The sequence below is a fragment of the Caulobacter sp. GW821-FHT11E11 genome (assembly GCF_058808315.1).
In genome coordinates this window covers 185,413-211,651 of sequence record NZ_JBXARO010000010.1, presented here as the reverse complement: position 1 = coordinate 211,651, position 26,239 = coordinate 185,413, and the positions used below count along the sequence as shown (strand labels likewise).

The window sequence follows — 26,239 nt, the reverse complement described above, 5'->3', positions numbered from 1 at the left end:
TCAAAAGATCCCCGCCGGCGGGAGGCCGGCGGGGTTGCAGGGGCCTAGAAGGTCCCGCGTACGATGAACGAAACACGGCGGTCGCTGACGGTCCAGCTATGGGTGCGGACCAGGGACTTCGAGAAGTTCCCCTGCGTGCCCAGGTACCAGCTGTCCCGTTGGTCCATCTCGAGGTCGTAGCGCGAGTTCAGGAGGTTCACGACCTGCAGACCGACCTTGACCTGCGGGGTCAGGCCGTAGGTCACCGAGCCGTCCAGCTGGCCGTACGCCTTGGCGTAGACCGGCACCATCAGGTTCGAGGCCGAGGCGCTCATCAGGTAACGCGAGCGCCAGTTGTAGGCCAGGCGGGCGTCGATGCCGTACTTACTGTAGAGCAGCGTCGCGTTGTAGGTGTAGCGCGACAACTGCTCCAGCGGCAGGTCCAGCTTCGAAGCATTGATCTGCGAGGAGTCGGTAACGCTGCTGGAAACGTTCGAGGTTCCTTTGCTTTCCAGCATGGTCGCATTGAATTCCGTACCCAGCCCGCCGAACGCGCCGGGCAGGAAGTCGTAGTACTGCTGGTACTGGAACTCGAGGCCATAGACCTTGCCATGGCCCATGTTCTGCGGGATCGTGCCCACGGCCTGCACGGACTTGCCGTCGGCCTTGGTGATCGTCGCCAGGGTCGGGGTCGACTGGATGTAGTCGTAGACATCCTTGTGGAAGGCGCCGAGCGCCATCATGCCGCCCTTGAAGTACCACTCGCCCGACAGGTCGAACGAGTTGGAGCGCATGGGCTTCAGGTTCGGATTGCCCGAGTAGAAGCCGAAGGCGACGTCGCTGTGGTACTGCACCGGCGAGCCACCGGCCGCCGCCGCGTCGAGCTGGGCCTGGGTGTAGGCCGATCCCGTCTGGGCGTTGATGATGCCGTCGGCCGCCGTGGCGTTGCGCGACTGCAGCGTGGCCGACATGTTGACCGAGGGATCCAGCTGGTAGAAGTCCGGCCGGACGATGTTCTTGGACGCCGCGAAGCGCAGGAACAGGTTCTCCTTGGCCTTCAGGCGCAGGTTCAGGCTGGGCAGCACATTGGTGTAGTTGGTGCTGCCGACTGAAGAGAACGACTTGCCGTCGGCGAAATCGATCTTGGCCTGGGCCGTGGTCGAGGCGAAGCGCTTCTGGGACGCGTCGATGAAGCCGACCGTGCCGAAGCCCTGCCCCTCGGTCGACGCATGCACGATGCGTAGGCCGATATTGCCGTCCCAGCTCATCGCCCGGTCGCCCCACTCGAACGGCAGGTCGCCGCCGAAGCGAGCCTTGGCGTAGACCGCCTCGGTCTTCTCCCACTGGCGGTTGACGCCGCGGCCGCCCGAATTGGCGAAGCTGGTGTTCACGTCGCCCAGCGGCTGCCAGTAGCTGATGCTGCCCGTCGGCGCGGCCCAGATGGGCATATAGCTCATCAGGGTGCCTTGGGTGAACGGGCTGTAGGTCCCGCCGGCCGGAGACCAGGTCGGGATGGTGCCGTTGGGGCCCCCGCGCGGATAGTAGCCGTACTCGCCGTCGTTATAGGCCGGGCCGCCGCCGGGGATCGGGCCGTTCCAGATGGTGTTTTTCAGATAGGCCGACAGCGCCTGCGGGCTCTTGGCCAAGTCGAACGACGGCATGATCAGGCCGGGGACGCTGAGGTCGCCCTTGAAGAAGTTATCGAAGCTGACCTTGTCCTGGTACTGGGTATACTTGTCGGCGGTGGCCGTGACCCGCGTGGCCCAGGGCGCCGAGATCAGGTTCCAGTTGTAGCCGGCGTCGCGCGAGGTGGCGTCGCGCGAGGTGGCCCGCACGCCCAGCTTCAGGTCCTTCAGCCAGCTGTCCTCGTCGAACGCGTAGGTGACGTCGAACTTGCCCGAATATTCGCGGGCGTCGTTGTCGTCGATGTGGTCCATCGCGGCGTACAGGTTGAACGCCGACGGGGTCGAGGTGGCGTTGGTCATGGTGATCTTCGGCAGCTCGCCGGTCAGATCCAGGCCAAAGCCGCCCGCCAGGGTGACGGTGTTATAGACCGTCAGGTCGGTGCCCTCGCGGTGCGAATAGACGTATTGCAGGTCGCCGGTGACCAGCCAGCGGTCGTTGCTCCACTTGAAGCCGGCCGAGACGTCGTTGGTGTTGTCCTTCACCTTGCCGTAGCGGGTGCCCAGGTTCAGCAGGAACGAGTTGGCCACGCCGTTGCCGCCGCCACCGCCGTCGACCAACTGGCCCTTCAGGAAGTTGCCGTCCGAGTCGAAGGTGAACGAGGTGCCGGTCGCCGGGCCGACCACGAACGACTGGTTGTTCGTCGCCGAGCAGCAGGCCGAGGTCTGGGCGAAGCGGTCCTGGAAGGTCTGCTTGGCCTCGGTGCGGAACAGGGTGGTGTAGAGCTCCAGGTTCTGGTTCGGACGCCACTGGAAGGCGCCGTAGAAGCCGTTGCGGTTCCGGTCCTGCTCGTTGTTGCGGTACTGGATGCCAACCGGCACGAAGACGCGGGCCTTGCCCTGGCCAGTGATCGAGTTGTCGCCATTGAAGTTCAGCGTCGAACCGCCGTCATAGGACGACTGCACGCCCACGCCGTGGGCGTTGTACGGATCGACGGCGATGGTGTTGACGGCGGTCTTCAGCTTGGAGCTGGACATGCTGACCAGCATGCCGAACTCGCCCAGATTGGTGTCGAAGCGGTCGCTGAGCAGGAAGCTGCCCGACGGCGAGCCTTCCTTGCGCAGGTCGCCGCGCGTGTAGTCCGCCGAAAAGGCCATCTGCCGACCGGCCTGATCGAACGGCATGCGGGTGCGCAGGTTGACCGTGCCGCCCAGGCCGCCTTCGACGATGTCGGCCGAGGGGTTCTTGTAGACGTCGACGCCGGCGAACAGCTCGGGCGTCACGTCTTCCCACGAGATCGCCCGGCCGCCACGCGCCGAGAACATGTCGCGTCCGTTCAGCTCCGAGCGCACCCAGGTCAGGCCGCGGATCTGGATGCCCGAGCCTTCGGCGTTCAGGCGATCGACGTCGCGCGGCTGGTTGGTCCGGCCGATGGTCACGCCCGGAACGCGTTGCAGGGCCTCGGTGACTGAGCGGTCCGGCAAGCCGCCGATGTCGACGGCGGTGATCGAGTCGACGATCTCCTCAGAGTTCTTCTTCAGATCCTGCGCCGACTGGATCGCCTTGCGCTGGCCGACCACGACGACTTCGGTCACTTGATCGACAGCGCTGTCTGATCCAGACGCAGTTGTCTGGGCCTGCGCCGATGTGGCCATGACGCCAGACATGGCGAAGGCGGCAGCCGACGCCAAAAGCACACTTTTCCTGTTGGTTGTCTTCACGTTTCCACCCCTGAAACTTCCGCCAGGCCGGTTGACCGGGCGGGCCGCCGTTTGCGGCGAGTTCGACAAGAGTCGCCTCACCGTCCCCGGCATATTTTATTTAATATGCTTTATTTAACCGGCCTGCATTTATCGTACAAGCGCCATTTTTCTGACGCCGAAAACGCGGCCGTCACCAGCAGCGGCGGGGTGAGCCGCTGCTGGGTTTCGACAGGTTCAGTCGGCGTTTTCCGGCGGCGTGATCGAGACGAAGCCGTGCGCCTCGACCAACGAGGCCTGGCCGGCGGCGATTCGCGCCGAGGGATTGGGTCGCGGCTCGGCAACCTTGTGCAGCGTGTTGCGATCAATGTGGCGGAACGGCGCTTCCCTGCCCCGCACCTGCAACATCGTCGTCGAGGTGTAGGACCAGCCGCCGTCGGCCTCGAAGCGGACGTCCAGTTCGTAGGAGTCGGTGCGGAACGCCCATTCCAGGAAGTCGGTCGAGCTGATGCCGTAGCCCGGGCTACCCCGCTCGGCCCGGACGATCAGGCCCGAGCCGGTTTCGAGGGCGCGACCGCCGGCCAGGGCCGTCTGCCCGCGCGGCAGGGCCAAGGTCTGCATGATCAGGCCCGTGGCCGGCTCCCACAGCCAATAGCCGACCTGGTCGTGAAAGGTCGTGTCCTCATCCGAGGCGACGATATGGACGTGATAGCGCAGGCCGTAGAGCAGTTGCGGGCCGTTGGCCTGCGGGTCGATCGGCTGAATCTCGATGCGCTCGAGGAACTCGCGGCGCTCGGGGCCCTCGGCCTTGGGGTTCACGTCGACGCCCTTCATCCCCTCCCAGACGCCGGCCAGGCGACGCAGCGGACCGAGGTTGGCCAGGGTGTCCGGATCCACGTCCTCCGGTTCGGTGAAGATGTCGTCGGGGAAGTCGTGCATGGCGTCCGTGCTCTGGTGAAGCTTGACGCCGGCTCTATCGGGATAGGCGAAGGCGTCAAGCGGTGCTGATCACCAGACTAGCCGCCTGGCCGTCCCGCAGATTGATCAAAAGTGGCGCCGCTTGCAGACCAGGCACGAGGTTGAAGATCCGGGCGCCGACGTCACCGGCCAGATCCGCATCAGGGCTGGAGACCAGGATCGAGCCGCCGGTCTTGGCGATGGCGACCGTACGGGCGTCGCGACGGGTAGCCGGCTCGTCCTTACGGGCCACGATCGGCGCAACCAGACGCGCGGCGCGATCACCGAGCCCGAACACGGTCGCGCTCAGCTCCAGGCCTTTGGGAGTCACGCTATAGGACATCGCGAAGTCGACCGGCGGATCCAGCTCGCGGCCTTCGGGTGTTTTCAACCGACCGGAGGCGGTAACGCCGACCGCGGCATCTCGCTCGACGGTCTCCAGCTTCGCGGACAGGTCGGCGACGCTGGTGAAGACGTCCCTGCCCTGCGCGACCTCGATCCGAAGCGTCAGCGGCTGATGCGCGGCGTCGATCGGCGCCTGCTGGTTGCTTATCTCGACGGCCTTGTAACGCGTCATGCTGGCGGCCAGGACCGGCCCCAGCGTCTGGTGATACAGAAGCGAGATCGCCCCGCCGGACGCATGACCGCCGCCGGCCGGCGCCAGGTAGTCGAAGTCGTAATCCGTGAAGGTCGCGCGCCAGGGGCCAACCGACGCCAGGTGCGTCCCGATCTCTGGAAACCGTTTCAGGCCGTAAGGCTTGTCTCGCGGCAGCGCCGCACGTGTCGGCGCGATCGGTTTGGCCAAGTCCAACACCGCCGCCAACGCCTTGGCGTGGCTGAAGGTGTGGTGGATGCAAGGCTTGTAGCCGGCGGCGCGATAGTGCGGGCCGCCATACAGCAGGCCGTCATGGGTGCAGGCGCTCATCAGGGCCAGGTTGCGGGCCGAGACCTCGGCGAAGCGCGGATCGCGATCGGCCAGCAGGCGATAGGCCGGATGGCAGCCGTCGCTGGTGCGGCTGCCCCACCAGGTCCACTTGAAGTTCCGCGTCCCCCAGCTGTTGTCCCAGCCGCCGTCGGGAAGCATGAACTCCATGTGGGCGCGCAGGCTGGTCACGACTTGATCCAGCAGCGCCTGGTCGTCCGTGCGCAGGCCGTACATCGCCAGGGCCGGCAGCGACTCCTCAACATTGTAGCCGAGGTCGACCGGCGGCCGCCCCTTGGCCGTGCGGCCGCGCTGCGGACGGCCCTCCCCGAACAGCAGGCCGTTCGGGGTGAAAAAGTCGAGGCTGGCCTGGGCGAAGTCGCGGGCCTTGGCGGTGTAGGCGTCGCGTCCCAGCGCCTCGGCGCCCAGCGAGAAGGCGTAGGCCGTCGAGATCGGATAGTTGATGTTGCCGGTGTCGATCTTCATGAAACCGTCGAGGAAGTCGAAGGCTTTGCCCAGCCGAGCCCGCCAGGCCTCGCGCGTCGCCGTATCCAGCAGGTCGCCGTGATGCAGCAGCGTCTCCGACAGGGCGATGGCGCGGAAGACGGTGATGCCTCGCCAGTCGTTCAGGAAGACGTCATTGGCCCAGCTGCCGTCCGGCCGGCTGACATTGTGCTCGCTCCAGTCCTGGGCGGCCTTGGCCGCGCGCACATACCGGGCTTCGCCGCTGGTCCGAGCCATGCGCATCAGCGGATAGACCGTATCGGCCACACGCCCGTGGATCATGCCGCAGCCCGGACACAGGAAGCCGCCATTGGCGCCCTCCCCGGCCAGACCGGTCACCTGGCGCCTGACCAGCCCATCACACCAGGTCTTCAGCAGCGTCTCATAGGACTGGAGGTCGGCGTGTGCGGGCGCCTCCGGCCCAGCCTCGGCCAGCGACGGCGCCAGCACCGCCGCGGTCGAAAGACCCAACACGCCTCTACGCGAAAGTCCGCTCATCACCCCTCCAGCGCTATGCGCGGGCACCATGACCAGGAGCAGAGAATTTGGCCAGACCAATTTCGAATATCGGTCATGCCACTTTGACCTGGCGCGGATTAGTGAATTATGCTCACCAAGCCGTGGAGCAGAACGCGCTAATCGAGACGCAGAACGTCCGCTAACCTGAGCCGACCTGCGCGCGGCAACCACCAGCCGCCCACGCCGCTTATAGTCGCGGCGTCAGCGGAGGATCGGAGGATGGAATGGCCGACACTGAAGACCTCAGCCTTTCGAGGCGCGACCTGATGGCCGCCGGCGCGGCGTCCGCCGCTGTCGTGAGCGCCCCCGCCGCCGCCAGCGCGGCGCCGTCCGACGCGCCGAGCCTGGTCCAGGTCGCCTTCAAGGTGAACGGCCAGAAGCGGTCCCTGAACCTGGACACCCGCACCACCCTGCTGGACGCCCTGCGCGAGCACCTGAAGCTGACCGGCACCAAGAAGGGCTGCGACCACGGCCAGTGCGGGGCCTGCACGGTCATCGTCGACGGGCGGCGGATCAATTCCTGCCTGACTCTGGCGGTGATGCACGAGGGCGACGAGATCACCACGATCGAAGGCCTGGGCACGCCCGACAAGCTGCACCCGCTGCAGGCCGCCTTCGTCAAGCACGACGGATACCAGTGCGGCTATTGCACGCCAGGCCAGATCTGCTCGGCCAAGGCGGTGCTGGACGAGATCAAGGCCGGCGTCCCCAGTCACGTCACCGCCGACCTGACCAACGATCCCAAGCTGACCGAGGCTGAACTCCGTGAACGGATGAGCGGCAACATCTGTCGCTGCGGGGCCTATTCCAACATTGTCGAAGCGATCGCCGACGTCGCGGGAGGCCTGGCATGAGAGCCTTCGCTTACGAACGCGCCAGCACCCCGGCGCAGGCCGCCGCGGCCGTCGCCAAGGATCCGACCGCCCGCTTCATCGCCGGCGGCACCAACCTCCTGGACCTGATGAAGCTGGATATCGAGACGCCGCGCCGGCTGATCGACGTCAACGGCCTGAAGCTGGACAAGATCGAAGCGACCAAGGACGGCGGCCTGCGGATCGGAGCCCTGGTGCGCAACACCGACCTCGCGTCCGACAAACGCGTGCGCAAGGACTATGGCGTCCTGTCACGCGCCCTGCTGGCCGGTGCCTCGGGCCAGCTGCGCAACAAGGCCACCACGGCCGGCAACCTGCTGCAGCGGACGCGGTGCCCATACTTCTACGACACCAACATGCCTTGTAATAAGCGCGTCCCCGGCGCGGGCTGTTCGGCGGTCGGCGGCTTCACCCGTTCGCACGCCGTGCTGGGAACCAGCGAGGCCTGCATCGCCACCCATCCCAGCGACATGGCCGTGGCCATGCGGGTGCTTGACGCCTCGGTCGAGACCGTCCGCCCTGACGGCGCGACACGGGCTATCCCGATCGCCGATTTCCACCGCCTCCCGGGGAACACGCCGCACGTCGAGACGGCCCTGGCGCCGGGCGAGCTGATCACCGCCGTCACCTTGCCCAAGCCGGTCGGCGGGACGCACGCCTATCACAAGGTCCGCGACCGGGCCTCTTACGCCTTCGCCCTCGTCTCGGTGGCGACCATCCTGCACAAGGACGGCACCGGCCGGGTCGCCCTGGGCGGCGTCGCGCACAAGCCTTGGCGGATCGAGGCGGCCGAGAGCGCGCTGCCGCAGGGCATCAAGTCAGTGTCCGAGCTGCTGCTGGCCGGCGCCAAGACCACCTCGCAGAACGCCTTCAAGCTGACCCTGGCCGAACGCGCCCTCGGCGCGGCCATCGCCGACGCCCAAACTCAAGCGAAGGGCTAGAGCCATGAAGTTCGACACCCCCGCCACCACCAACCCGATCGACCAGCTGAAGATCATCGGCAAGCCGGCCGATCGCATCGACGGCCCCCTGAAGACCACCGGCACCGCGCCCTACGCCTATGAGCGCCACGACGCGCTAGAAGGCGTGGCCTACGGCTACATCCTGGGCTCGGCGATCGCCAAGGGCAGCATCAAGTCGATGGATGTCAGCCGCGCCAAGGCCGCGCCGGGCGTGGTGACCGTGGTCACCGCCCAGACCGCCGGCAAGCTGGGCAAGGGCGACTTCAACACCGCCAAGCTGCTGGGCGGCCCCGAGATCCAGCACTACCACCAGGCCGTGGCCGTCGTGGTCGCCGAGACCTTCGAGCAGGCCCGCGCCGCCGCCGCCCTGATCAAGGTCGAGTACGAGCGGACCAAGGGAACCTTCGACCTGGCCTCGGCCAAGGACGGCGCCCCGCCGGTCGGCAAGGACAGTCCCGACACCGCCATCGGCGACTTCGACAAGGCCTTCGGCGAGGCGCCGGTCAAGCTGGACGAGACCTACACCACGCCCGACCACGCCCACGCCATGATGGAGCCGCACGCGACGATCGCGGCCTGGAAGGGCGACAAGCTGACGGTCTGGACCGCCAACCAGATGGTCGCCTGGAGCCGGGGCGACGTCGCCAAAACCCTGGGCATCCCCAAAGACAATGTCCGCCTGGTCTCGCCCTATATCGGCGGCGGTTTCGGCGGGAAGCTGTTCATCCGCGCCGACGTGATCATGGCCGCGCTGGGCGCCAAGGCGGCGGGTCGCCCGGTCAAGATCGCCCTGCCCCGGCCGCTGATGTTCAACAACACTACGCACCGCCCGGCCACGATCCAGCGCATCCGCCTGGGCGCCACCCAGGACGGCAGGATCACCGCCATCGGCCACGAGAGCTGGTCCGGCGACCTGCCCGGCGGCGGGCCCGAGACCGCGACCCAGCAGACCCGCCTGCTTTACGCCGGCGCCAATCGCATGATGAAGATGAAGCTGGCGACGCTGGACCTGCCCGAGGGCAACGCCATGCGTGCGCCGGGCGAGGCGCCGGGCCTGATGGCGCTGGAGGTGGCGATCGACGAGCTGGCTGAAAAGCTGAGCACCGACCCGATCGAACTGCGCGTCCTCAACGACACCCAGGTCGATCCGGAAAAGCCTGGTCGCCCGTTCTCGCAACGCCAACTGGTCGAATGCCTGCGCACCGGCGCCGACAAGTTCGGCTGGGCCAAGCGCAGCGCCCGCCCCGGCCAGGTGCGCGACGGCCGCTGGCTGGTCGGCATGGGCGTGGCGGCGGCGTTCCGCAACAACCTGGTCATGAAGTCCGCCGCCCGCGTGCGGCTGGAGCCCACCGGCCAGATCGTGGTCGAGACCGACATGACCGATATCGGCACCGGCAGCTACACGATCATCGCCCAGACCGCCGCCGAGATGATGGGCGTGCCGCTGCACCAGGTGACGGTGAAGCTGGGCGACTCCGCGTTCCCCGTCTCGGCGGGCTCGGGCGGCCAGTGGGGCGCCAACAGCTCGACGGCCGGCGTCTATGCCGCCTGTGTGAAACTACGCGAGGCGGTCGCGTCCAAGCTGGGCCTGGATCCCGCGACCGCCGAGTTCGTCGACGGTCGGGTGAAGATCGGCAACCAGAGCCTGCCGCTGGCCCAGGCCGCCGCCGACACGCCGATCGTCGTCGAGGACGCCATGGAATATGGCGACCTGAGCAAGACCCACCAGCAGTCGACCTTCGGCGGCCACTTCGTGGAGGTCGGCGTCGACGCGGCCACGTGCGAGATCCGCATTCGCCGCATGCTGGCCGTCTGCGCCGCCGGCCGGATCCTCAATCCCAAGGCCGCTCGCAGTCAGGTGATCGGGGCCATGACCATGGGCGCCGGCGCGGCGCTGATGGAAGAGCTGGTCGTCGACAAGCGCATCGGCTTCTTCGTCAACCACGACCTGGCCGGCTACGAGGTGCCGGTCCATGCCGACATCCCGCACCAGGAGGTGATCTTCCTGGACGAGACCGACCCGATGTCCTCGCCGATGAAGGCCAAGGGCGTCGGCGAGTTGGGCATCTGCGGGGTCGGCGCGGCGGTGGCCAACGCGATCTACAACGCCACCGGCGTGCGGGTCCGCGAGTATCCGGTCACGCTGGACAAGCTGCTGAAGGACATGCCGGTCCTGGCTTAGTCGCCGAGCAGCGCCCGCGCGTAGTGCTGGCGGTCGATGATCGGGCGGAAGAAAGTCAGGGCGCCGTCGATGACGGCCGGCTCGTTCAGCAGCGCCTTGAACCACAGGTTCGCCTCGGCCACGCCGCGATGCAGGGACGTGACGCGGTAGCTGTGCTTGCCGGTCACCGCCGCGGCGGCCGAGACGGCGGGGTCGTTGCGTAGGCGGGCTTCGAACTGGTCGAGCTCCCGCACCTCCAGCAGCCGCGTACGCAGGTCGGCGATGCAGTGGCAGACGTCGTCGGGCAGCCGCACCCGGTCGATCAGCTTCAGCAGGCCGCTCTGCTTGAAGCGGGAGATGATCCGGTGCGCCGTGGTCTGCGAGACGTCGAACATCTGGGCCAGCTCGACGACCGTCGGCAGCGGCTTGCCCTCCAGCCGGGCCAGGATCTCGAGGTCCGCCTCCAGCCCGACGCGCGGCGCGGGCGCCTGGCGCGAGAGGTGCGGCGGTCCGGGTCTGATCTGGTTCACTTGCGCCGCCTAGTCGCCGCGTTTCGGCGTGAACAGCAGGTCGTGATAGTCCCAGCTGAAGTCGGCGATCGGCGAGACCGCTTTCATGGTCACCCGCTCGATCTCGCCGTCGGCATTGAGGTTGAACGTGACGTAGGCCGGCTCCAGCGCCTTGTCGTCGAAGCGGGTGACGAAGGTGTCGTACTGCCAGTGCTCCAGCTTGCCGGCCATGCGCGGCGTCGACTTGAAGTCGATCCGCAGGCCGCCATCGCCTTGGGTCACCGCGATGTCACCGTACCAGGGATCGGCATAGGTCCCTGCGTACTTCGCCGTCGGCAGCGAAGGCCCGACGCCAGCCGGCTTGGCCTGCGTGCCACTCAGCGCCTTCAGCGCGCCGCCGACCAACTGCTTCTTGTAGGCGATGTAGCGCTCGGTCCACGGCTCGCGCTTGAGGCCCAGATAGTGGTCGAGCAGTTCGTACATCAGGCCGCGCGGCAGCTCGCCGTCCTCGCTGTTCAGCTCGATCGAGAAGCCGACATTGCGGTCGGGGATCAGCACCACCACGGTCTTGAAGCCGAACACCGCGCCGCCGTGCCAGACGATCTGGGTCCCGCGATAATCCTGGATCTCCCAGCCCAGCGCATAGGCCTGGAAGGTCGGCTTGGTGACCTCGAAGCCCGGCGGGGCTTTGTCCAGCGGCTGGATCACCGTGGGCTGCCACATGGCCTTGGACTGGGCCTCGCTGAACAGGCGCTTACCGTCGGGCAGAGCGCCGTGGGCCAGCTGCAGCTTCAGCCACTTGGCCATGTCGTTGGCGCTGACGGCCATGCCGCCGGCCGGGGCGGCGCTGGTCGAGAGTTCGTCACGCTCGTCGAGCACCTCCTGGTCGCCCGCCCCGCGCAGGCCGCCGTTCATGCGGGCGTGCGGCTGGGCGCGGTTGGCGATCTGGAAGCGGCGACCGTCCGTGGTCGAGCTGGTCATGCCGGCGGCGGCGAAGACGTGCTCGCGGACATAGTCCTCCCAGGTCTGACCGGTGACCGCCTCGATCAACTGGCCGGCGACCATATAGAGGACGTTGTCGTAGGCGTAGCCGCTACGGAAGCTGGTGGCGGGCTTGAGGTAGCGCAGGCGGCGCACGGCCTCGGCGCGCGGGATGTTGCTGCGCGGCACGAAAAGCAGGTCGCCCTGCCCCAGGCCGAGACCACTGCGGTGGACCAGCAGGTCGCGCACGGTCAGCTCGCGCGTCACCCATGGGTCGTACATCTGGAAGCCCGGCAGGCGGTCGGCGACCTTGTCGTCCCAGGACAGCTTGCCGGCGTCGACCAGGGTGGCGAGGGCCGCGACGGTCATCGCCTTGCCCGTCGAGCCGGTCATGAACAGGGTGTCGGCGTCAACCTTCTCGGGCGCGCCCAGCTTGCGCACGCCATAGCCCTTGGCCAGCACGGTCTGGCCTTCGTCGACGATGGCGATCGACAGGCCCGGCGCGCCGACCTTCTGGCGCAGCGCCTCGACATGGGCGTCGAAGTCCTTGGGCGGCTGAACGACAGGACCGGCGGCGAGCGCGGCGGCGAGGATGAGGCTGATCATGAGACCTCCGGTTGCAAGGCGGGACGTCGGACGAAGCGAATGAAGCTGATCACTGCCAGCGGCGTGACGTAGAGCGCGATTAGGGCATAGGCCAGCAAGCGGTAACCGCCGCCGATCAGGGCGACCAGGCCGACCCGCTCGGCCAGCACCATGCAGAAGACGAGCAGGGCCACGGTGCAAAGGGCTCGAGCCCGCACGCCGAACGGACGGCCCATCCGCGCCTGGAAGGCGCCAGCGACGCGTTCGTTGATGGCGTGCACCGCGCCCGTGCCGCTCTCCAGCAGGGCCGCGAAGACCATCAGCTGGAACAGCAGGCGGAAGATCGGCAGGTTCAGCTTGGCCAGCAGTACGTCCGACGGCAGCGCAGCGCCGCCGACCTCAGGCGCATAGGCGCACATGCAGACGAAGAAGACGAAGGCCGGGATCATGGCCAGCGGCCCGGCGATCAGGCCGGCAGTGACCGCGTCACGGTCGCTGAGCAGATGGCGGGTCACGGGCAGGATGATCACCGCCCCGATGATGTTGTAGCCGGCATAGGTGGTCCCGCCGACGAAGGCGTCCGCGCCGATCTGGACCGGGACCGAGAAGGCGGCGGCGATGTCGTGGCCGAAGGTCGTCAGGGCCAGCACCAGGAACAGGCCGTAGACGCCGTAAAGCAGGATCGAGACCCAGGCGAACAGCTGCTCGACCAGCTTGTTGCCGAAGCTCGCGAAAAAGGTCACGCCCGCCAGCAGGGCCAGCATCCCGGCCCATCGAGGCGCGGCGAACACGGCATGGCCGATCTCGCCCGCCGCCGCACCGAACACGGCCAGCACCAGCACGACGAAGAAGGCATAGGCCAGCTCGAAAGCGACCCAGCCTCTGCCCAGCAGCGCCTGGAAGAAGCTGCGATAGTCCCGCGCCCCGTTCGCTCGCGCGAACAGGAACGTCAGGACGCACATGCCGCTCCAGATCAGCGTCGCCAGGGTCAGGCCGGCCAGGCCGCCCCACGGTCCGGCGTGTAGGAAGAACTCTGCGATCTCGCGACCGGTGGCGTAGCCGCCGCCGATGACGGCGGCCTTGAAGGCCAGGCCCGGCAGCAGCCAGCGGCTGAACCAGCCTGACGCCTGGCCGCTCATGCGAGACAGGAGTCGAGCAGGCGCTCGAAGGCTGGCCCACTGCGCAGCGGATCAGCGGTCGGCATGCCCAGCCGCGCGGCCACGGCCTCGATCTCGGCCTGGGCCGCCTCGGGCGACAGCTTGCCGGTGTTGAGGCTGATCCCGGCGCAGCGGATGTTTGGGCTAGTCACCCGCCCCAGGGCGATGGTCGCCTCGATCACCGCCTCGATCGACGGGACGGCGTGGCCGGCATGGCCGAGGATCTCGGTGCGGCCAGGTTCGTGGCAGACCACGAAGGCGTCCGGCTGGCTGCCTTGCAACAGGCCCAGAGACACCGCGCCATAGGCCGGATGCAGCAGCGAACCCTGCCCCTCGATTACGTCGATATGGCTGGGCGGCGCGGCCGGGCTCAGCATCTCGGCGGCCCCGGCGATGAAATCGGAGACCACGGCGTCGATCGGCATGCCGGAGCCGGCGATCATGATGCCGGTCTGGCCGGTGGCCCGGAAATCGACGTCCAGCCCCCTGCCCTTCAGCCCCCGAGAGATGGCCAGGGCCGCGTACTTCTTGCCCAGGGCGCAGTCGGTGCCGACGGTCAGGATCCGGCGGCCCGAGCGCGGCTTGCCCGAGCCGACGGGGATCCCCGGCGGCGGCGTGCGCACGTCGATCAGTCGGCGTCCCGTCCGCTCGGCGGCGGCCTTCAGCTCAGGGATGTCGCCAAGACGAGCGTGCATGCCCGAGATGATGTCCAGCCCCGCCTCCAGCGCCTCGACCAGGCCGGAGATCCACGCCGGCGGGATGTGCCCGCCAGCGTTGGCCACCCCGATCACCAGCCCGCGCGCGCCCTCGGCCACCGCCTGCGCGGGAGCCAGGGCCGGCAGGCCGGTGCTGACCCGGCCGCCGGGCAGGACGAACTCGCCGACGCAGCGCTCACCGACCCAGTCGCGAAGGCCGAACGCGGTCTTGGCGTAGCCCGGCTCGACGGTGTCGCCGAGGAACAGGAGGTAGGGCGACGGCAGACCGCCGACCTCCTCCGCAACCTCATCGCCCATCTTGTCCCGGGGGGCTCTGGCGAGAACACTCATGGGATCAGAAGCCGGCCGTCAGGCTGACGCCGATGGTGCGCGGCCGGATCACGCCCGTGCCCATCGCGCCGGTCGGATAGACGGGCAAGCCGCTGGACGTCAGCGCGGAGCTCGAGACCTTACCGTCGGCGTCGGTCACGTTCTTCACATAGGCCTCCAGCTCGACCTTGCCGAAGTTCACGCCCGCCCGCAGGTCGACGACCTCATAGGCCGGGACCTTGCGCTGGTGGCCATTGGCGACGCGATAGGCGTTGTCGAAGCTGGCGCTCTGCTTGCCCAGCACCCGCAAAGAGGCGCCGACATAGGCCTGCTTGTCGCCGATCGACCAGCTGTAGTCGCCGTTGAAGCCCAGGCTGAGCTTGGGCGTGAACGGCAACTGGTCGCCTTTCTTGCCGCCGACCAGGGCGCTGGTGTCGCCCGCCAGCTTGGCGTCGGTATAGGCGCCGTTGGCCGACAGGGTGATCCCGCCCTCCAAGCGCGCCGTGGCGTTGAACTCGACACCGTCGCTCTTGGCGTTGGCGCCATTGGCGTTGATGCCGAAGTTGTTGACCACGGTCAGCAGCTGGATGCCGTTCCAGTCGATGTGATAGGCGGCCACGTCCAGGCTCAGGCGACGGTCGGAGCTCTCGCCCTTGAAGCCGGCCTCGTAGCTGGTGACCTTGTCCGGCGCGAAGGTGGCCGGGGTGCCGGCCGGCGCGCTGGGCGGGATCACGTTCGGGCCGCCGGGACGATAGCCCTTGGCGACGCGGGCATAGAGCGAGCGGTGATCGTCGAACTTGAACTTCGGGGCCAGCGAGTAGGTGAAGACATTGTCCGAGGACGTCAGGTTGCTGGCGATCGGCGTGCCGCCGGCCAACACGCCCTTGGCCGCCTGGCTGGCCGACTGCTTGTTGTGGCTGTAGCGGCCGCCCAGGTCGATATCGAAGCGGTCGCTCAGGTGCACGGTGGCGTTGGCGAAGCCGGCATACTCCTTGTAGCGCGAGCTGAGATCCAGGTTGGCCAGCAGCGGGATGCCGGTCAGCTGGGTCAGGGTGCCCGGCGTGACGGCGATATATTCCTGGTGGATCAGGCCCTTCTCGTCGGTGAAGTAGCCGCCGACCATCCAGTCGAACTTGGCGCCTTCGTTCGAGGCCAGCCGGACCTCCTGGGTGTATTTCCGGTTATTGGTGTTCTGAGCCAGATAGAGCTCGTTGGTGAAGCCCAGCGCCGACTTGATCAGCCCACTGAGGTTGAACGTGGCGTCATCGCGCTTGGTCTGGTTCAGCTTGGTGTAGCTGCTGGACGAGGTCAGGGTCGCGAAGCCCAGGTCGTAATTGAACACGCCGTTGTAGACGCGGTAATCGACGTCCGAGAACGCCGGCACGAACTGCGACAGGGTCGGACGGCCGTATTTGGTCTTCAGGGTGTTAGGATCGCTCTCGACCACGGTCGGGGCGTCGGCCTTGATGTTCTGAAACACGGTCGTCAGGCGCAGGTCGAAGGCGTCGTTCGGTTTGAACAGCAGCGAGGCGCGGCCGCCATAGACCTTGGCGTCGTTGATGTTCTCCTCGACGTCCGAGCCGGCGGTGCCGATCGAGTCGATGAAGCCGCCATCCTTGCGATAGAAGCCCGAGGCGCGGACCGCGACGGTCGAGCTCAGCGGAATGTTGACCACGGCGGTGCCGCGATACGACATATCGCCGCCCTTGGCCTGCTCGGCCGCGACGCGGGCCCGGGCGCTGTAGCCGTCGAAGTCGGGCGTGTTGGTCACGAATTTCAACAGGCCGCCCATCGAGCTGGCGCCGTACAGCGTGCCCTGCGGGCCGCGCAGCACCTCGATGCGGGCGACGTCGAAGGTGTCAAAGTCGCCAGCCAGCACCGCGCCGTTGACCAGCGCGCTGCTTGAGCCGAACGGCGTCTCGTCCATGTAGACGGCCACGGTCGAGGCGACGCCGCCGGTGTTGACGCCGCGCATGACCAGGCGGCCCTGACCGGGCGTGCTCTGGACCAGCTGCAGGCCGGGCACCAGCTTCAGGTAGTCGCTGAAGTTGGTGGCCTGATGGGTTTCCAGGTCGGCGCCCGACACCACCGAGATCGCTTGCGGAATATCGATCAGCGTCTGCTCGCGCTTCTGCGCGGTGACGACGATTTCCTCGACGGTCGAGACGGCCGGACGCGACGCCTCGTCGGCGGCCGCGAAGGCCATGGAGTGGGTCAGCAGCGCGCCGACGGCGCTGGAGATCAACAGGGTCGTACGCTTGAGCTTCATTCTTAGTCCCCTCGTTGTTGCATGCACCGGACGGCCCCCAGGGCGCTCTGGCCCATCTTCCCGTCGGGTGCTCGAGGTCGTCCGGGTTCCCCGTTTCCGACCTCAGCCCATTACGCAAATTTAATCCTATTTAGGACACTGTTATCCCAATCAGAGAATTGTCAACGGCAATTGCGCGTCAGCCGGACGGTCCGCCCGCTTCGACGCGACGCGCCCAAGGATCGATCAGACGCAGGAGGATCGCGGCGATGACGGCCAGCCCCGCGAGCAGCGCGAAATAGGCCGTGTGGGACATCTTGCTCCACAGCGTCCCGACCAGGCCGGCGCTGAGGCTGCCGGCGAAGATGGTCAGGTACCAGGCCGCCACGGTGGTCGCGCCGAACCCCGGCGGGGCCAGGCGCGCGAACAGGCCCAGGCCCGTCGGTAGGATGAACAGCTCGCCGAAGGTGTAGACCCCGAAGAACGCCACCAGCCACAGCCAGTGGGCCTTGCCGCCGCTGAAGGCGTCGACCGCGCACAGCATCAGATAGGCCCCGGCCACCACGAGCGCGCCCATCGACATCCTTAGCGCCGGCGAGGTGTCGCGGCCCGAGTCGGCCCGCTTCTTCCAGCCCGCCAGCAGCATCGGCGTCATGGCCATGACCAGCAGCGGGTTCAGCGACTGGAACCAGGTCATCGGCACGGTCCACGAGCCGAGCCCTCGGTTCACCCCCACATCGGCCCACAGGGCCACGGTGTTGCCAGCCTGCTCGTAGGCGCCGCGGAAGACGGTGACCGACAGGGCCACGGCCGCCAGGACCATGAAGGTCGGCCAGCCTATGCGTCCGCGCGCGGCGGTCGGCGCAGCGGCGACCCTGCCCTGCTCGGCCGGCAGGTAGCGCTGGCCCCACAGATAGATCACCAGGCCCGCCAGCATCCCCAGGCCCGCCACCGCGAAGCCGATGTGCCAGCCAAACACCTCGCCCAGCGTCCCGCACAGCAAGGGCGCGAGGAAGCCGCCGATATTGATGCCCAGATAATAGACGTTGTAGGCCCAGCCGCGCCGGGGATCGCCCTCGGCATAGAGGTCGTTGATCTGGCTAGGCAGGGTCGGCAGGAACAGGCCGTTGCCCAGGGCGATCACAGCCAGGGCGGGGAACAACAGGTTCTCGAAGCCCATCATGAAATGGCCGGCGGCCATGACGCTGGCGCCGATGATGATCGCCCGCCGCTTGCCCAGCAGCCGGTCGGCGATCACCCCGCCCACGATCGGCGTGAAATAGGCGCAGGCCGTGTAGGTCCCGTAGATCAGGGACGCCGTGCCCTGGGCGATCAGCAGCTGCTTGGTCATGTAGTAGACCAGCAGCGCCCGCATGCCGAAGTAGGAGAACTGCTCCCACATGTTCGTCAGGAACAGGACGGTCAGGCCGCGCGGTTGACCAAACCACGGCGAGGCCTCGACGGACTTGCCGGTCATGCGGCCGCCGCCGAGGCCGGAGCGCCCCACACGCCCTCGCCCGCCCAGACCGTGCCGTCCTTGTAGACCGCGCCGGGCGGCCGGTCCTTGGCCAGGAAGGTCGGGCCGTCCAGGTCGACGAGATCGCAGATCTGGCCCAGCACGAAGCCCGGCCCCGTGGCCAGGCTGGTGCCGACCATGGTGCCGACCATCACGCCCAGGCCCAGCCGCCGCGCCTTGGCCGCCATCAGCAGGCCTTCGGTCAGGCCGCCGCACTTGTCGAGCTTGATGTTGATGACCTGGAAGCGCCCCACCGCCGCCGCCACGTCGGGCAGCGACACCGCGCTCTCGTCGGCAGCGATCGGGATCGGGCTATCGAAGCCTTCCAGCTCGTGCTCGTGACCACGCGCCAGAGGCTGCTCCAACAGCGACACCCGCTGCTCGACCAGGGTCTCGACCAAGCCGTCCAGGTCGGCGCGAACGAAGCCCTGGTTGCCGTCGACGCCCAGCCAGGCGTCCGGCCGCGCGGCGCGGATGGCCCGCACACGCTCCTGGTCCAGGCCCAAGTCGCCAGTCAGCTTGATCTTGATCGACCGCGCGTGGCCGTAGCCGATCGCGCCCTTGGCCATGGCCTCGGGGCTGTCGGCGCCGAGTGTGAACGTGGTGCGCAGCGGCTGGGGGGCGTCTAGCCCCGCCAGCCTCCACACCGGTTGCCCTGTCAGCGCCGCCTCCAGTTCCCAAAGGGCGCAGTCGACGGCGTTGCGGGCCCCGCCGGGCGGCAGGATGAAGCGCAGTGCCTCGCGGGTCGGCCAAGCCTCGATGGCATCGCGGACCGCCTCGATCTGGGCCCGCATGCCGTCCACAGTCTCCTTGAGGAAGAAGACCCCGGACGCTTCGCCACGTCCCTTCCCGCGCCCGTCCGACAGCGTCACGACGATGATGTCGGACGTGTCAAAGACGTGGCCGGCGATCCGGAACGGCTGAGCTAGCCGCAGCGTCTCGCTGGCGATGTCCAGGGTCAGCCGGCCCATCAGTAGCTCACCGACATGCCGAGCAGGTGGAAGCTGAAGGCGATGTAAAACAGCACCAGCGTCGCCAGCAGCAGCAGCGCGCTCCACAGCTTGCGCGCCCAGCCGCGGCCGTCGGTCCAGGTCAACCAGGCGTTCCAGCCGGCGGTGACGATGGCCAGCGGCAGCAGCACCCAGCCCAGGCCCTGCAGGAGCAGCATCAGCCAGTCCAGCGCGCCGGCCAGGGCCGCGGCGCTGGAGGTCAGCTTGGACATGCCGATCGCCCAGCCGATAAGCAGGGCCACCAGCAGGCCCGCGCCGGCGCGAGAAGCGCGCGAGGCCGTCAGGGCCTTGCCCGAGATGTCGACCTTGGTCTTGTAGCGACGACGCACCAGGGCCACGACCGGCCAGTACAGGAAGGTCAGCAGCAGCACGCCGATGCTGGCCATCAGCGCGGGCAGCACCCAGGCCATGTCCTTGCCAGCCGGGGGACGGTCGAACACCATGAACGGCGAACCGAAGTCCCAGCTCCAGCGGACCGGCTTGCCGTCGACGACCTGGGCCGCCAGGCGATCGTGACCGCCAACTTCACGCCAGACGTAAGGCGCGATCTCGACCCACTCCTTGGGACGGCCATTCGGGCCCAGCACGCTGGGGACGATCAGCTCGCCCTTGGGGCCGACCGCGATCTTGGCCTGGCCCATGGCGTAGAACAGCGACAGGAAGCTGCTGTCGGCGCGACGGCTGGCCCACCAGCCGCCGGCCATGGCCTTGGCGTGTTCGGCCGAGGTCTTGGCGTCGATCTTGCCTTCGGCCACGCCGCCATAGGGCATGTAGCGGTCCGAGAAGTCGCGGAAGATGGCCGTGCGCAGCGTGCCCGCTGCGCCCTGACGGCCGCCGCTGTTCAGCGACAGATACAGGCCCACGCCGTCGTTCATGTAGAGGTGCAGCGACGAGTGGAAACCCTCGGTGTCGCCCAGGTGGCCGATCACGGTCTTGCCGTTGATCGAGGTTTCGAAGAAGCCCAGCTCCATGCGGTCCAGCGGCTTGATCAGCGACTTGGGATCGACCTTGTCCAGCGGGCTGTCGTGCATCGTCTTGGCGGTCGCCGCCGACAGGATGCGCTGGCCATCCAGCTCGCCGCCCTGCAGGTGGGCGATCATGAAGCGGCCCATGTCCGCGCCCGTCGACGAGGCCGAGCCGGCCGGGGCCGGACCGACGATCTCGAAGCCCTTCGAGGGCTTGCCGGGCTTGGAGTAGCCGACCGAGTCCGTGCCGGCCAGATTCGCGGGCAGCGGCTGCCGGAACGTGGTGTTGCGCATGGCCAGCGGGCCCATGACGTGGCGGTCGAGATAGTCGTTGAACTTCTCACCCGACACGCGCTCGACGATGTAGGCGGCCAGGGCCGTGCCGTAATTTGAATAGGCCGGCGTCGTGCCCGCGTCGAAGATGCGGTGCGGCAGGTGCTTCTTCAGATAGTCGCCCAGCACGGGCTCGGGCTGGTCATAGAAGATCAGCGCCTTGGCCACTTCCTCGAAGCCGGCCGTGTGCGTCATCAGCTGGCGCGTGGTGATCGGCTTGCCCTTGTAAGCCGGGATCTTGAAGTCGAGGTACTGGTTGACGTCGGCGTCCAGGTCGATCTTGCCGGCCTCGACCTGCTGCATCACGGCCGTCCAGGTGAACAGCTTCGAGATCGAGCCCGGACGGAACAGGGTCTTGTAAGGGTCGACGCTGGTGCGCTTGTCGCGATCGGCGTAGCCGAAGCCGCGCGTCGTCAGGATCTGACCATCCTTGACCACCGTAACCACGGCGCCGGGGATATCGCCCACGCGCAGGGCGTAGGGCATGTAGCCATCCAACCAGAGGTCGACATCGGCCTTGGTCAGGACCGGATTGGCCGACGGAATCGTCGGGGCCGCCGGCAATGACGCCGTGGTCTTGGCGACCGGCGGCGTGGCCGTCTCTTGCCGCGTCTGCGCCTGGACGGAGCCTAGCCCCGCCAGCACCGCGGCCACCACGACCGCTACTCTTCTGATCGCCCGCATTTCCTTGGCTCCCCTGGCCTGACGGCAGGATTGCCCCCGCTCGGCTCAGCCGATAGATTGGGAGACAACAATCCTGATTAGGACAATTGCTATCCTGATTGGAAAATTCGTCAACTGCCTCGAGGAGTCGCGGCGCGTGCCTGCCAATGCCCACACGCTAGGAACCCTGTTGCGTGGACTGAGAGATCGTGAGGGCTGGACGCTCAAGCAGATGAGCGAGAAGAGCGGTATCCCCGTCTCGACGCTGTCCAAGGTCGAGCACGACCGCCTGACCCTGACGTACGACAAGCTGCAGCAGCTTTCCCAACGGCTGGGCATGCGGATGTCAGAGCTGTTCGCCGAGGAAGACGCCAACCCGCCCCAGGCGGTCACCGCGCGGCGCAGCCTGGGCGATGTCGACCGCGCCGTGCGCGTCGAGACGCCGAACTACGACTACTACTACCTGTGCACCGAGCTGCGCGGGAAGCGGATGATCCCGGTGATCACCAAGATCCGCGCCAAGAGCGCCGAGCAGTTCGGCGACTTGGTCAGTCACGCGGGCGAGGAATATATCTTCGTCCTGAAGGGCAAGGTCGTCGTCACCACCGAGTTCTACGATCCGGTGGTGCTGGAGGAAGGCCAGTCGATCTACATCGACTCCAGCATGGGCCACGCCTATCTGGCCGCCGAGGGCTGCGACGAGGCCGAGGTGCTGGGCGTGATGTCCAGCGAGGACGACGAACTCATGAAGGCCCTGCTGGACATCCACGAGGACCAGAAGCAGGCGCGCCGCTAGCTGCTCCGCGGCGGGGCCGTCGAGTCCCGCTCGATCAAGGCATGCTCCAGGACGTGGTCCGCGAAGATCTCGTCCGTCTCGTCGTTGGACCGCAGGGCGCGGATCAGCCGGTCCAGCGCGATGGCCGCCATCTGCCGCACCGGCTGACGGATGGTGGTGAGCGGCGGCCACAGCGTGGTGGCGACGGTCGTGTCATCGAACCCGACCACGGTCAGGTCGCGCGGTACGTCCAGGTGCCGACGATGCGCCACCGAAACCGCCGCGGCGGCCATGTCGTCGTTGCTGGCGAAGATCGCGGTGGGCGGCCGGCCAGAGTCCAGCAGCGACTCCGCGGCGCGCAGGCCCGAGTCGTAGCTGAAGGCGCCCGACGCCACGACCAGCTCGGCCCCCTCGACCTTCGCGATCGCCGCCCGCGCGCCCTCCAGGCGCACGGCGCTGGCGGTCTGGTCGGGATTGCCGGCGATGAAGCCGATCCGCCGGTGGCCCAGATCCAGCAGGTGCTGGGTCATGGCCTGACTGGCCCGGCGGTCGTCGATGCGGACATTGATCGCGTCACTGGGCGGCTTGCCCGCCGCGACCACGGCGATCGGCAAGTTCGCGGCGTGAAGAATGTCGAGCGCCAGGGCCGACTCGCCCAGCGGCGGCGCCAGCACCACACCATGGACGCCGGCTCCGACCAGCCGTTGCAATTCCTCGAGCGACGGCGGCTGGCCGTTTTCACCCCGCACCAGGATCAGGCGCGCGCCGGCGCTGGTGGCCTCTTCGAAGACCCCGACCAGGAAGTCGCTCATGAAGGCCGAGCTCGGATTGGAATAGACCACGCCGATCCGCAGCTCACCCGACATCACCAGGTTGCGGGCCGCCAGATTGGGCTCGAAGTTCAGGTCGCGGATCGCGGCCAGGACCGCCAGCCGAGTTTCCTCGCGGACCTTGGCGCCCTCGTTGATGACGCGCGACACCGTCATGCGCGAGACGCCCGCCCTATCGGCGACGTCGGCCATGGTGGCGCCCCGGGTCTGGCGGGGCTTTCGGATTGCTGACCCAGTAACTGGCGCTGTCATGTCGGCGTGAATCTCCCGCGCAGGACCGAGCCATAGCGCAAAGAAAGACGCCCGGGCCACTGCGGCTGAACCGCGTGGGCCCGGGCGGGGCCGCCCAGGGGGAGGTGGAAGGCAGGCGGCCCGGGACTTGGAGCCTGCTAGAAGCTGTACCGCAGGCCGAGGTGGTAGAACCGGCCCAGCAGGTCATAGAGCGCCGGGTTGGCGTCCAGGCCCGTATTGGTCTGCGGCGACGGCGTTGGATCGCGGTTCAGCAGGTTGTCGATCTTGCCGTAGAGCTGCAGGCCGTTGCCGAACTTGTAGGATGCGCTGACGTCGACATAGGTCGCGCCCTTCATCTGGTTGTAGTCGATGGTCGGATTGCTGCCGGTCGAGACGGGGCAGCTGCCGGCCTTGCACTCGATGTAGTCAGTGGTGGTGCCGCCGAACCGGCCATCGCTGAACCAGCGCTCCTGAACGCTGAAGGCGAAGCGGTCGGTGTCCCAGGACTGGATGGCCAGGACCTTCCAGTCCGGTGTGGCGCCAGAGTTCTGGCCGGCCGAGTCAACAGCGACCGCGCCGGGGATGCCGGGGTTGGTGACGTACTTGTGGACGTTGGTCGCCAGGCCGCGGATCGTGAAGCGGCCCGGAACACTGGGCAGCTCGAAGCGGTAGCTGCTCTCGATGTCGAAGCCGCTGGTCTTGATCGAGGCCAGGTTGAACGTCTGGGAGTTGATGAAGGCGTTCGGCGTGTTGAGATTGAAGGCGCCGCAGAACTGGGTCATGCCCGCATAGCAGAAGTTGACGATCTGCTGAGCGCCCAGGCTGGAAATGCCGCCGTTGAGGACGATGTTGTACCAGTCGACCGAGACGCTGAAGCCCGGCAGCCATTGCGGGTTCGACAGCACCACGCCGATGGTCACGTTCTTGGCGATTTCCGGCTTCAGGTTCGGGTTCCCCACCACGTTCTGGAACGCCGTCACCGCGCCGCCGGAAGGCTGACCGGCTGGCGGCGTGCCGTTCGAGGGGATGGTGAAGTTCGGCAGCGTGGTCGTCACCGGCGCGGCGAACAGTTCCGACAGGTTCGGCGCGCGGACGTCACGCGAGGTGACGGCCCGCAGGCGAACACCCTCGATCGGCGTGTCCCAAGTCGCCCCGACCTTCCAGGTATAGACGGTGCCCGAGGTGCTGTAGTCGGTCCAGCGACCGGCCATGTTGAGGTTTGCGCGGCCCGCGGCGTCCGAATTGATCAGCGGGATGTTCACTTCGGCATAGGCTTCCTTCACCGAGTAGCTGCCGCGACCCGAGTGATAGTTGCCCGCGAACCAGTTGGCGCCCGACGCATTCAGGACCGGATCGGCCGGATAGTCGGCGGTGTTGGGCGAGTCCGTATTGCCATCGCCGTAGGGGTCGCCTTGGACGTGGTACTGCTCCTTGCGCCACTCGCCGCCGAACGCCAGCGCCACCGGGCCGGCCGGAAGCGAGAATGCCTCGCCGCTGAAGTTGATGCTGGCGACGTCCTGCTTCTGCACCGAGTGCTGGTACGGACCGTTCTTGGGCGTGATGTAGGCCAGGGCCGCTTCGCTTGGCGGCTTGCCACCAAAGATGTTGAACGGCACGCAGCCATTGGCCCGGGCGACCGGGTCGGCGCAGACGATCTGTCCGCCCACCGTGACGGCCTGGATGGCCGCGCGGTAGCGCGGCATCAGCAGGATGTCCTTGACGTGAATGTTCGTCGTGTTCTGGCCGTGGGTGAAATAGGCGTCGTAGTGCCAGTCCTTGCCCAGGGCGTTGAACTTGCCGTTGGCGCCGATCACGCCGCGATACTGGGTCCGCGTCGGATGGACCGAGATGTTCCGCGGCAGCAGGGCGTTGCTGGTGCCGAAGTTGAAGGTCGTGATGCCGTTGGCCGCGCAGGCGGCCACGATCGAGGCCGGCAGGTACGGGTTCGAGCACGACATCGTCAGGCCGGTGGTGGCCCCGCCCGGATTGGGCTGGTTGCTGCTTTCCACGCGCGCGATGTTCAGGGTCGCGTAGATCTCGTTGTTGTCGTTCACGTCGTAGCCGATGCGGCCGTAGCTGCCCATCCGCTTGATCCGGGACTGCAGCGAGGTGCCGACACCGACATTGCCCGACAGGTCGCCGCCGACGCAGAAGCCGCCGTTCGAGTAGCAGCCGCTGACCGTGCCGGCGGCGTTCTTGGCGGGGACACCGCCGCCGCCATACTGGAACTGGAACGGATTGCCGGCCTGGTCGAAGGCCGTGCCTTGCAGCGGGCCGTTACTGATCAGGCCGTACTTGGTGTACTGATAGGCTTGGGCGTGCTCGCGATAGAGGTACTGCGGCGAACCGTCGTTGGTGACCCCGCGGTTGACCAGGGTGGCGGTCGTGTACCAGTCGCGGCTGCCCGGCGCGTCTTCACCGAAGCCACCCGGCGGAACGCCCTCCTCCCAGTCGTACTCGCCGCTGACCTGCACGTGCAGACGGTCGTTCAGGAAGTTCTTGCCGGCCGCGACCTGGGCCAGCCACTGGTGGTTGTCGCCATAGGTGGTGACGCCCGTCAGGACGTTGGCCTTGAAGCCCTCGAACTTCTTGTTGGTGATGAAGTTGACCACGCCGCCGACGGCGTCGGAGCCGTAGGACGCCGAGGCGCCGCCCGTCACCACGTCGACCCGCTCGACCAGCAGCTGCGGGAACAGGCTGATATCGGGAACGCCCGTGACGTTGGCCGGCACGACGCGCTGACCGTCCAGCAGGGTCAGGGTACGGATGGTGCCAAGGCCCCGCAGCGAGAACGAGCTGAGGCCCTGCTGGCCGCTCGAGGTGCTGAACGTCCCCGTCGTCGCGCCGCTCGAGCCCTGCAGCGACGGCAGCTGGGTGATGGCGGTGAAGATGTTGGGCTGCGCCGCGCGCTCCAGATCGGCCTGGCCCAGCATCTGGGTCGGCGTCGGAGCGGTGAAGCCTTCCGATCGGATCCGCGTGCCCGTGACCACGATCTCGGTCACGGTGCTATCGTCCGAAGCCGGGGTGGCTTGCGCGTAGGCCGCGCCGCCTGCGAAAATCGTCGCGAAAGCGCTCGTGGCGAGCAGAGCGCTCACAAAGGACGATCCCCCTCGCGTGCTAGCAACAGCACTCATCCTGCATCCCTCCCAGTTTTTCATTGGGCCATCTCATTGGCCTGCCGGGAATTTGTCAGACGATGGGACCGCTAACTA

General features: G+C 67.5%; 17 protein-coding genes. 4 read left to right on the top strand and 13 right to left on the bottom strand.

Going from position 1 to position 26,239, the window contains the following annotated elements:
• Window positions 1-44: 44 nt before the first annotated feature.
• From AC1RR5_RS23450 to AC1RR5_RS23440, 3 genes are all read right to left on the bottom strand, one after another.
• The gene (locus AC1RR5_RS23450) at window positions 45-3,197 is read right to left on the bottom strand and encodes a TonB-dependent receptor (RefSeq protein ID WP_492925593.1); all 3,153 of its coding nucleotides are present in this window, start codon (window positions 3,195-3,197) and stop codon (window positions 45-47) included.
• A 342-nt stretch (window positions 3,198-3,539) separates the two neighbouring features.
• Window positions 3,540-4,241 (bottom strand): FABP family protein, encoded by a 702-nt coding sequence (locus tag AC1RR5_RS23445; RefSeq protein WP_492925591.1) that lies wholly within the window; start codon window positions 4,239-4,241, stop codon window positions 3,540-3,542.
• A 55-nt stretch (window positions 4,242-4,296) separates the two neighbouring features.
• Window positions 4,297-6,183, bottom strand: a complete 1,887-nt coding sequence (locus tag AC1RR5_RS23440; protein ID WP_492925589.1) for an ulvan lysase-like protein — start codon at window positions 6,181-6,183, stop codon at window positions 4,297-4,299.
• 245 nt (window positions 6,184-6,428) lie between these two features.
• Between AC1RR5_RS23440 and paoA the strand changes: the two genes are divergently transcribed.
• From paoA to paoC, 3 genes are read left to right on the top strand one after another with little or no spacing between them, the layout of a single operon-like run.
• Complete coding sequence (gene paoA / locus AC1RR5_RS23435) at window positions 6,429-7,058, top strand: aldehyde dehydrogenase iron-sulfur subunit PaoA (protein WP_492925587.1); 630 nt, start codon at window positions 6,429-6,431, stop codon at window positions 7,056-7,058.
• The gene (locus AC1RR5_RS23430) at window positions 7,055-8,017 is read left to right on the top strand and encodes an FAD binding domain-containing protein (protein WP_492925585.1); all 963 of its coding nucleotides are present in this window, start codon (window positions 7,055-7,057) and stop codon (window positions 8,015-8,017) included. The genes paoA and AC1RR5_RS23430 overlap by 4 nt, the downstream gene beginning before the upstream one ends.
• Before the next feature lie 4 nt (window positions 8,018-8,021).
• A complete protein-coding gene (gene paoC / locus AC1RR5_RS23425) occupies window positions 8,022-10,220 on the top strand; it encodes an aldehyde oxidoreductase molybdenum-binding subunit PaoC (protein ID WP_492925583.1) in 2,199 nt (732 codons plus the stop codon).
• Here the strand turns inward: paoC and AC1RR5_RS23420 are convergent.
• The 8 genes from AC1RR5_RS23420 to AC1RR5_RS23385 form a co-directional block, all read right to left on the bottom strand.
• Complete coding sequence (locus AC1RR5_RS23420) at window positions 10,217-10,729, bottom strand: winged helix-turn-helix transcriptional regulator (RefSeq protein WP_492925581.1); 513 nt, start codon at window positions 10,727-10,729, stop codon at window positions 10,217-10,219. The two genes, paoC and AC1RR5_RS23420, sit on opposite strands and share 4 nt — an antisense overlap.
• 9 nt (window positions 10,730-10,738) lie before the next feature.
• Complete coding sequence (locus AC1RR5_RS23415; RefSeq protein WP_492925579.1) at window positions 10,739-12,295, bottom strand: serine hydrolase; 1,557 nt, start codon at window positions 12,293-12,295, stop codon at window positions 10,739-10,741.
• On the bottom strand, window positions 12,292-13,413 hold the full coding sequence (locus AC1RR5_RS23410) for a YkvI family membrane protein (RefSeq protein ID WP_492925578.1): 1,122 nt from the start codon (window positions 13,411-13,413) through the stop codon (window positions 12,292-12,294). Before AC1RR5_RS23410 ends, AC1RR5_RS23415 begins: the two co-directional genes overlap by 4 nt.
• A complete protein-coding gene (locus AC1RR5_RS23405) occupies window positions 13,410-14,444 on the bottom strand; it encodes an N-acetyltransferase DgcN family protein (RefSeq protein ID WP_492925576.1) in 1,035 nt (344 codons plus the stop codon). The genes AC1RR5_RS23410 and AC1RR5_RS23405 overlap by 4 nt, the downstream gene beginning before the upstream one ends.
• Before the next feature lie 37 nt (window positions 14,445-14,481).
• On the bottom strand, window positions 14,482-16,725 hold the full coding sequence (locus tag AC1RR5_RS23400; RefSeq protein ID WP_492925574.1) for a TonB-dependent receptor: 2,244 nt from the start codon (window positions 16,723-16,725) through the stop codon (window positions 14,482-14,484).
• Between the two features lie 178 nt (window positions 16,726-16,903).
• Window positions 16,904-18,181: a peptide MFS transporter gene (locus AC1RR5_RS23395; protein ID WP_492925572.1), complete on the bottom strand. Its 1,278-nt coding sequence runs from the start codon at window positions 18,179-18,181 to the stop codon at window positions 16,904-16,906.
• Window positions 18,178-19,191, bottom strand: coding sequence for a dipeptide epimerase (locus tag AC1RR5_RS23390; RefSeq protein WP_492925570.1), 1,014 nt, complete (start codon window positions 19,189-19,191; stop codon window positions 18,178-18,180). Before AC1RR5_RS23390 ends, AC1RR5_RS23395 begins: the two co-directional genes overlap by 4 nt.
• A complete protein-coding gene (locus tag AC1RR5_RS23385; RefSeq protein WP_492925568.1) occupies window positions 19,191-21,212 on the bottom strand; it encodes a serine hydrolase domain-containing protein in 2,022 nt (673 codons plus the stop codon). The genes AC1RR5_RS23390 and AC1RR5_RS23385 overlap by 1 nt, the downstream gene beginning before the upstream one ends.
• Before the next feature lie 169 nt (window positions 21,213-21,381).
• Between AC1RR5_RS23385 and AC1RR5_RS23380 the strand changes: the two genes are divergently transcribed.
• Entirely contained in the window at window positions 21,382-21,987 is a 606-nt protein-coding gene (locus tag AC1RR5_RS23380) for a helix-turn-helix domain-containing protein (RefSeq protein WP_492925566.1), read from the top strand.
• On the opposite strand, the gene AC1RR5_RS23375 is transcribed toward AC1RR5_RS23380, so the two are convergent.
• Window positions 21,984-23,048, bottom strand: coding sequence for a LacI family DNA-binding transcriptional regulator (locus tag AC1RR5_RS23375; protein WP_492925565.1), 1,065 nt, complete (start codon window positions 23,046-23,048; stop codon window positions 21,984-21,986). The two genes, AC1RR5_RS23380 and AC1RR5_RS23375, sit on opposite strands and share 4 nt — an antisense overlap.
• Before the next feature lie 137 nt (window positions 23,049-23,185).
• Window positions 23,186-26,161: a TonB-dependent receptor plug domain-containing protein gene (locus tag AC1RR5_RS23370; RefSeq protein ID WP_492925563.1), complete on the bottom strand. Its 2,976-nt coding sequence runs from the start codon at window positions 26,159-26,161 to the stop codon at window positions 23,186-23,188.
• Between the last annotated feature and the right edge of the window lie 78 nt (window positions 26,162-26,239).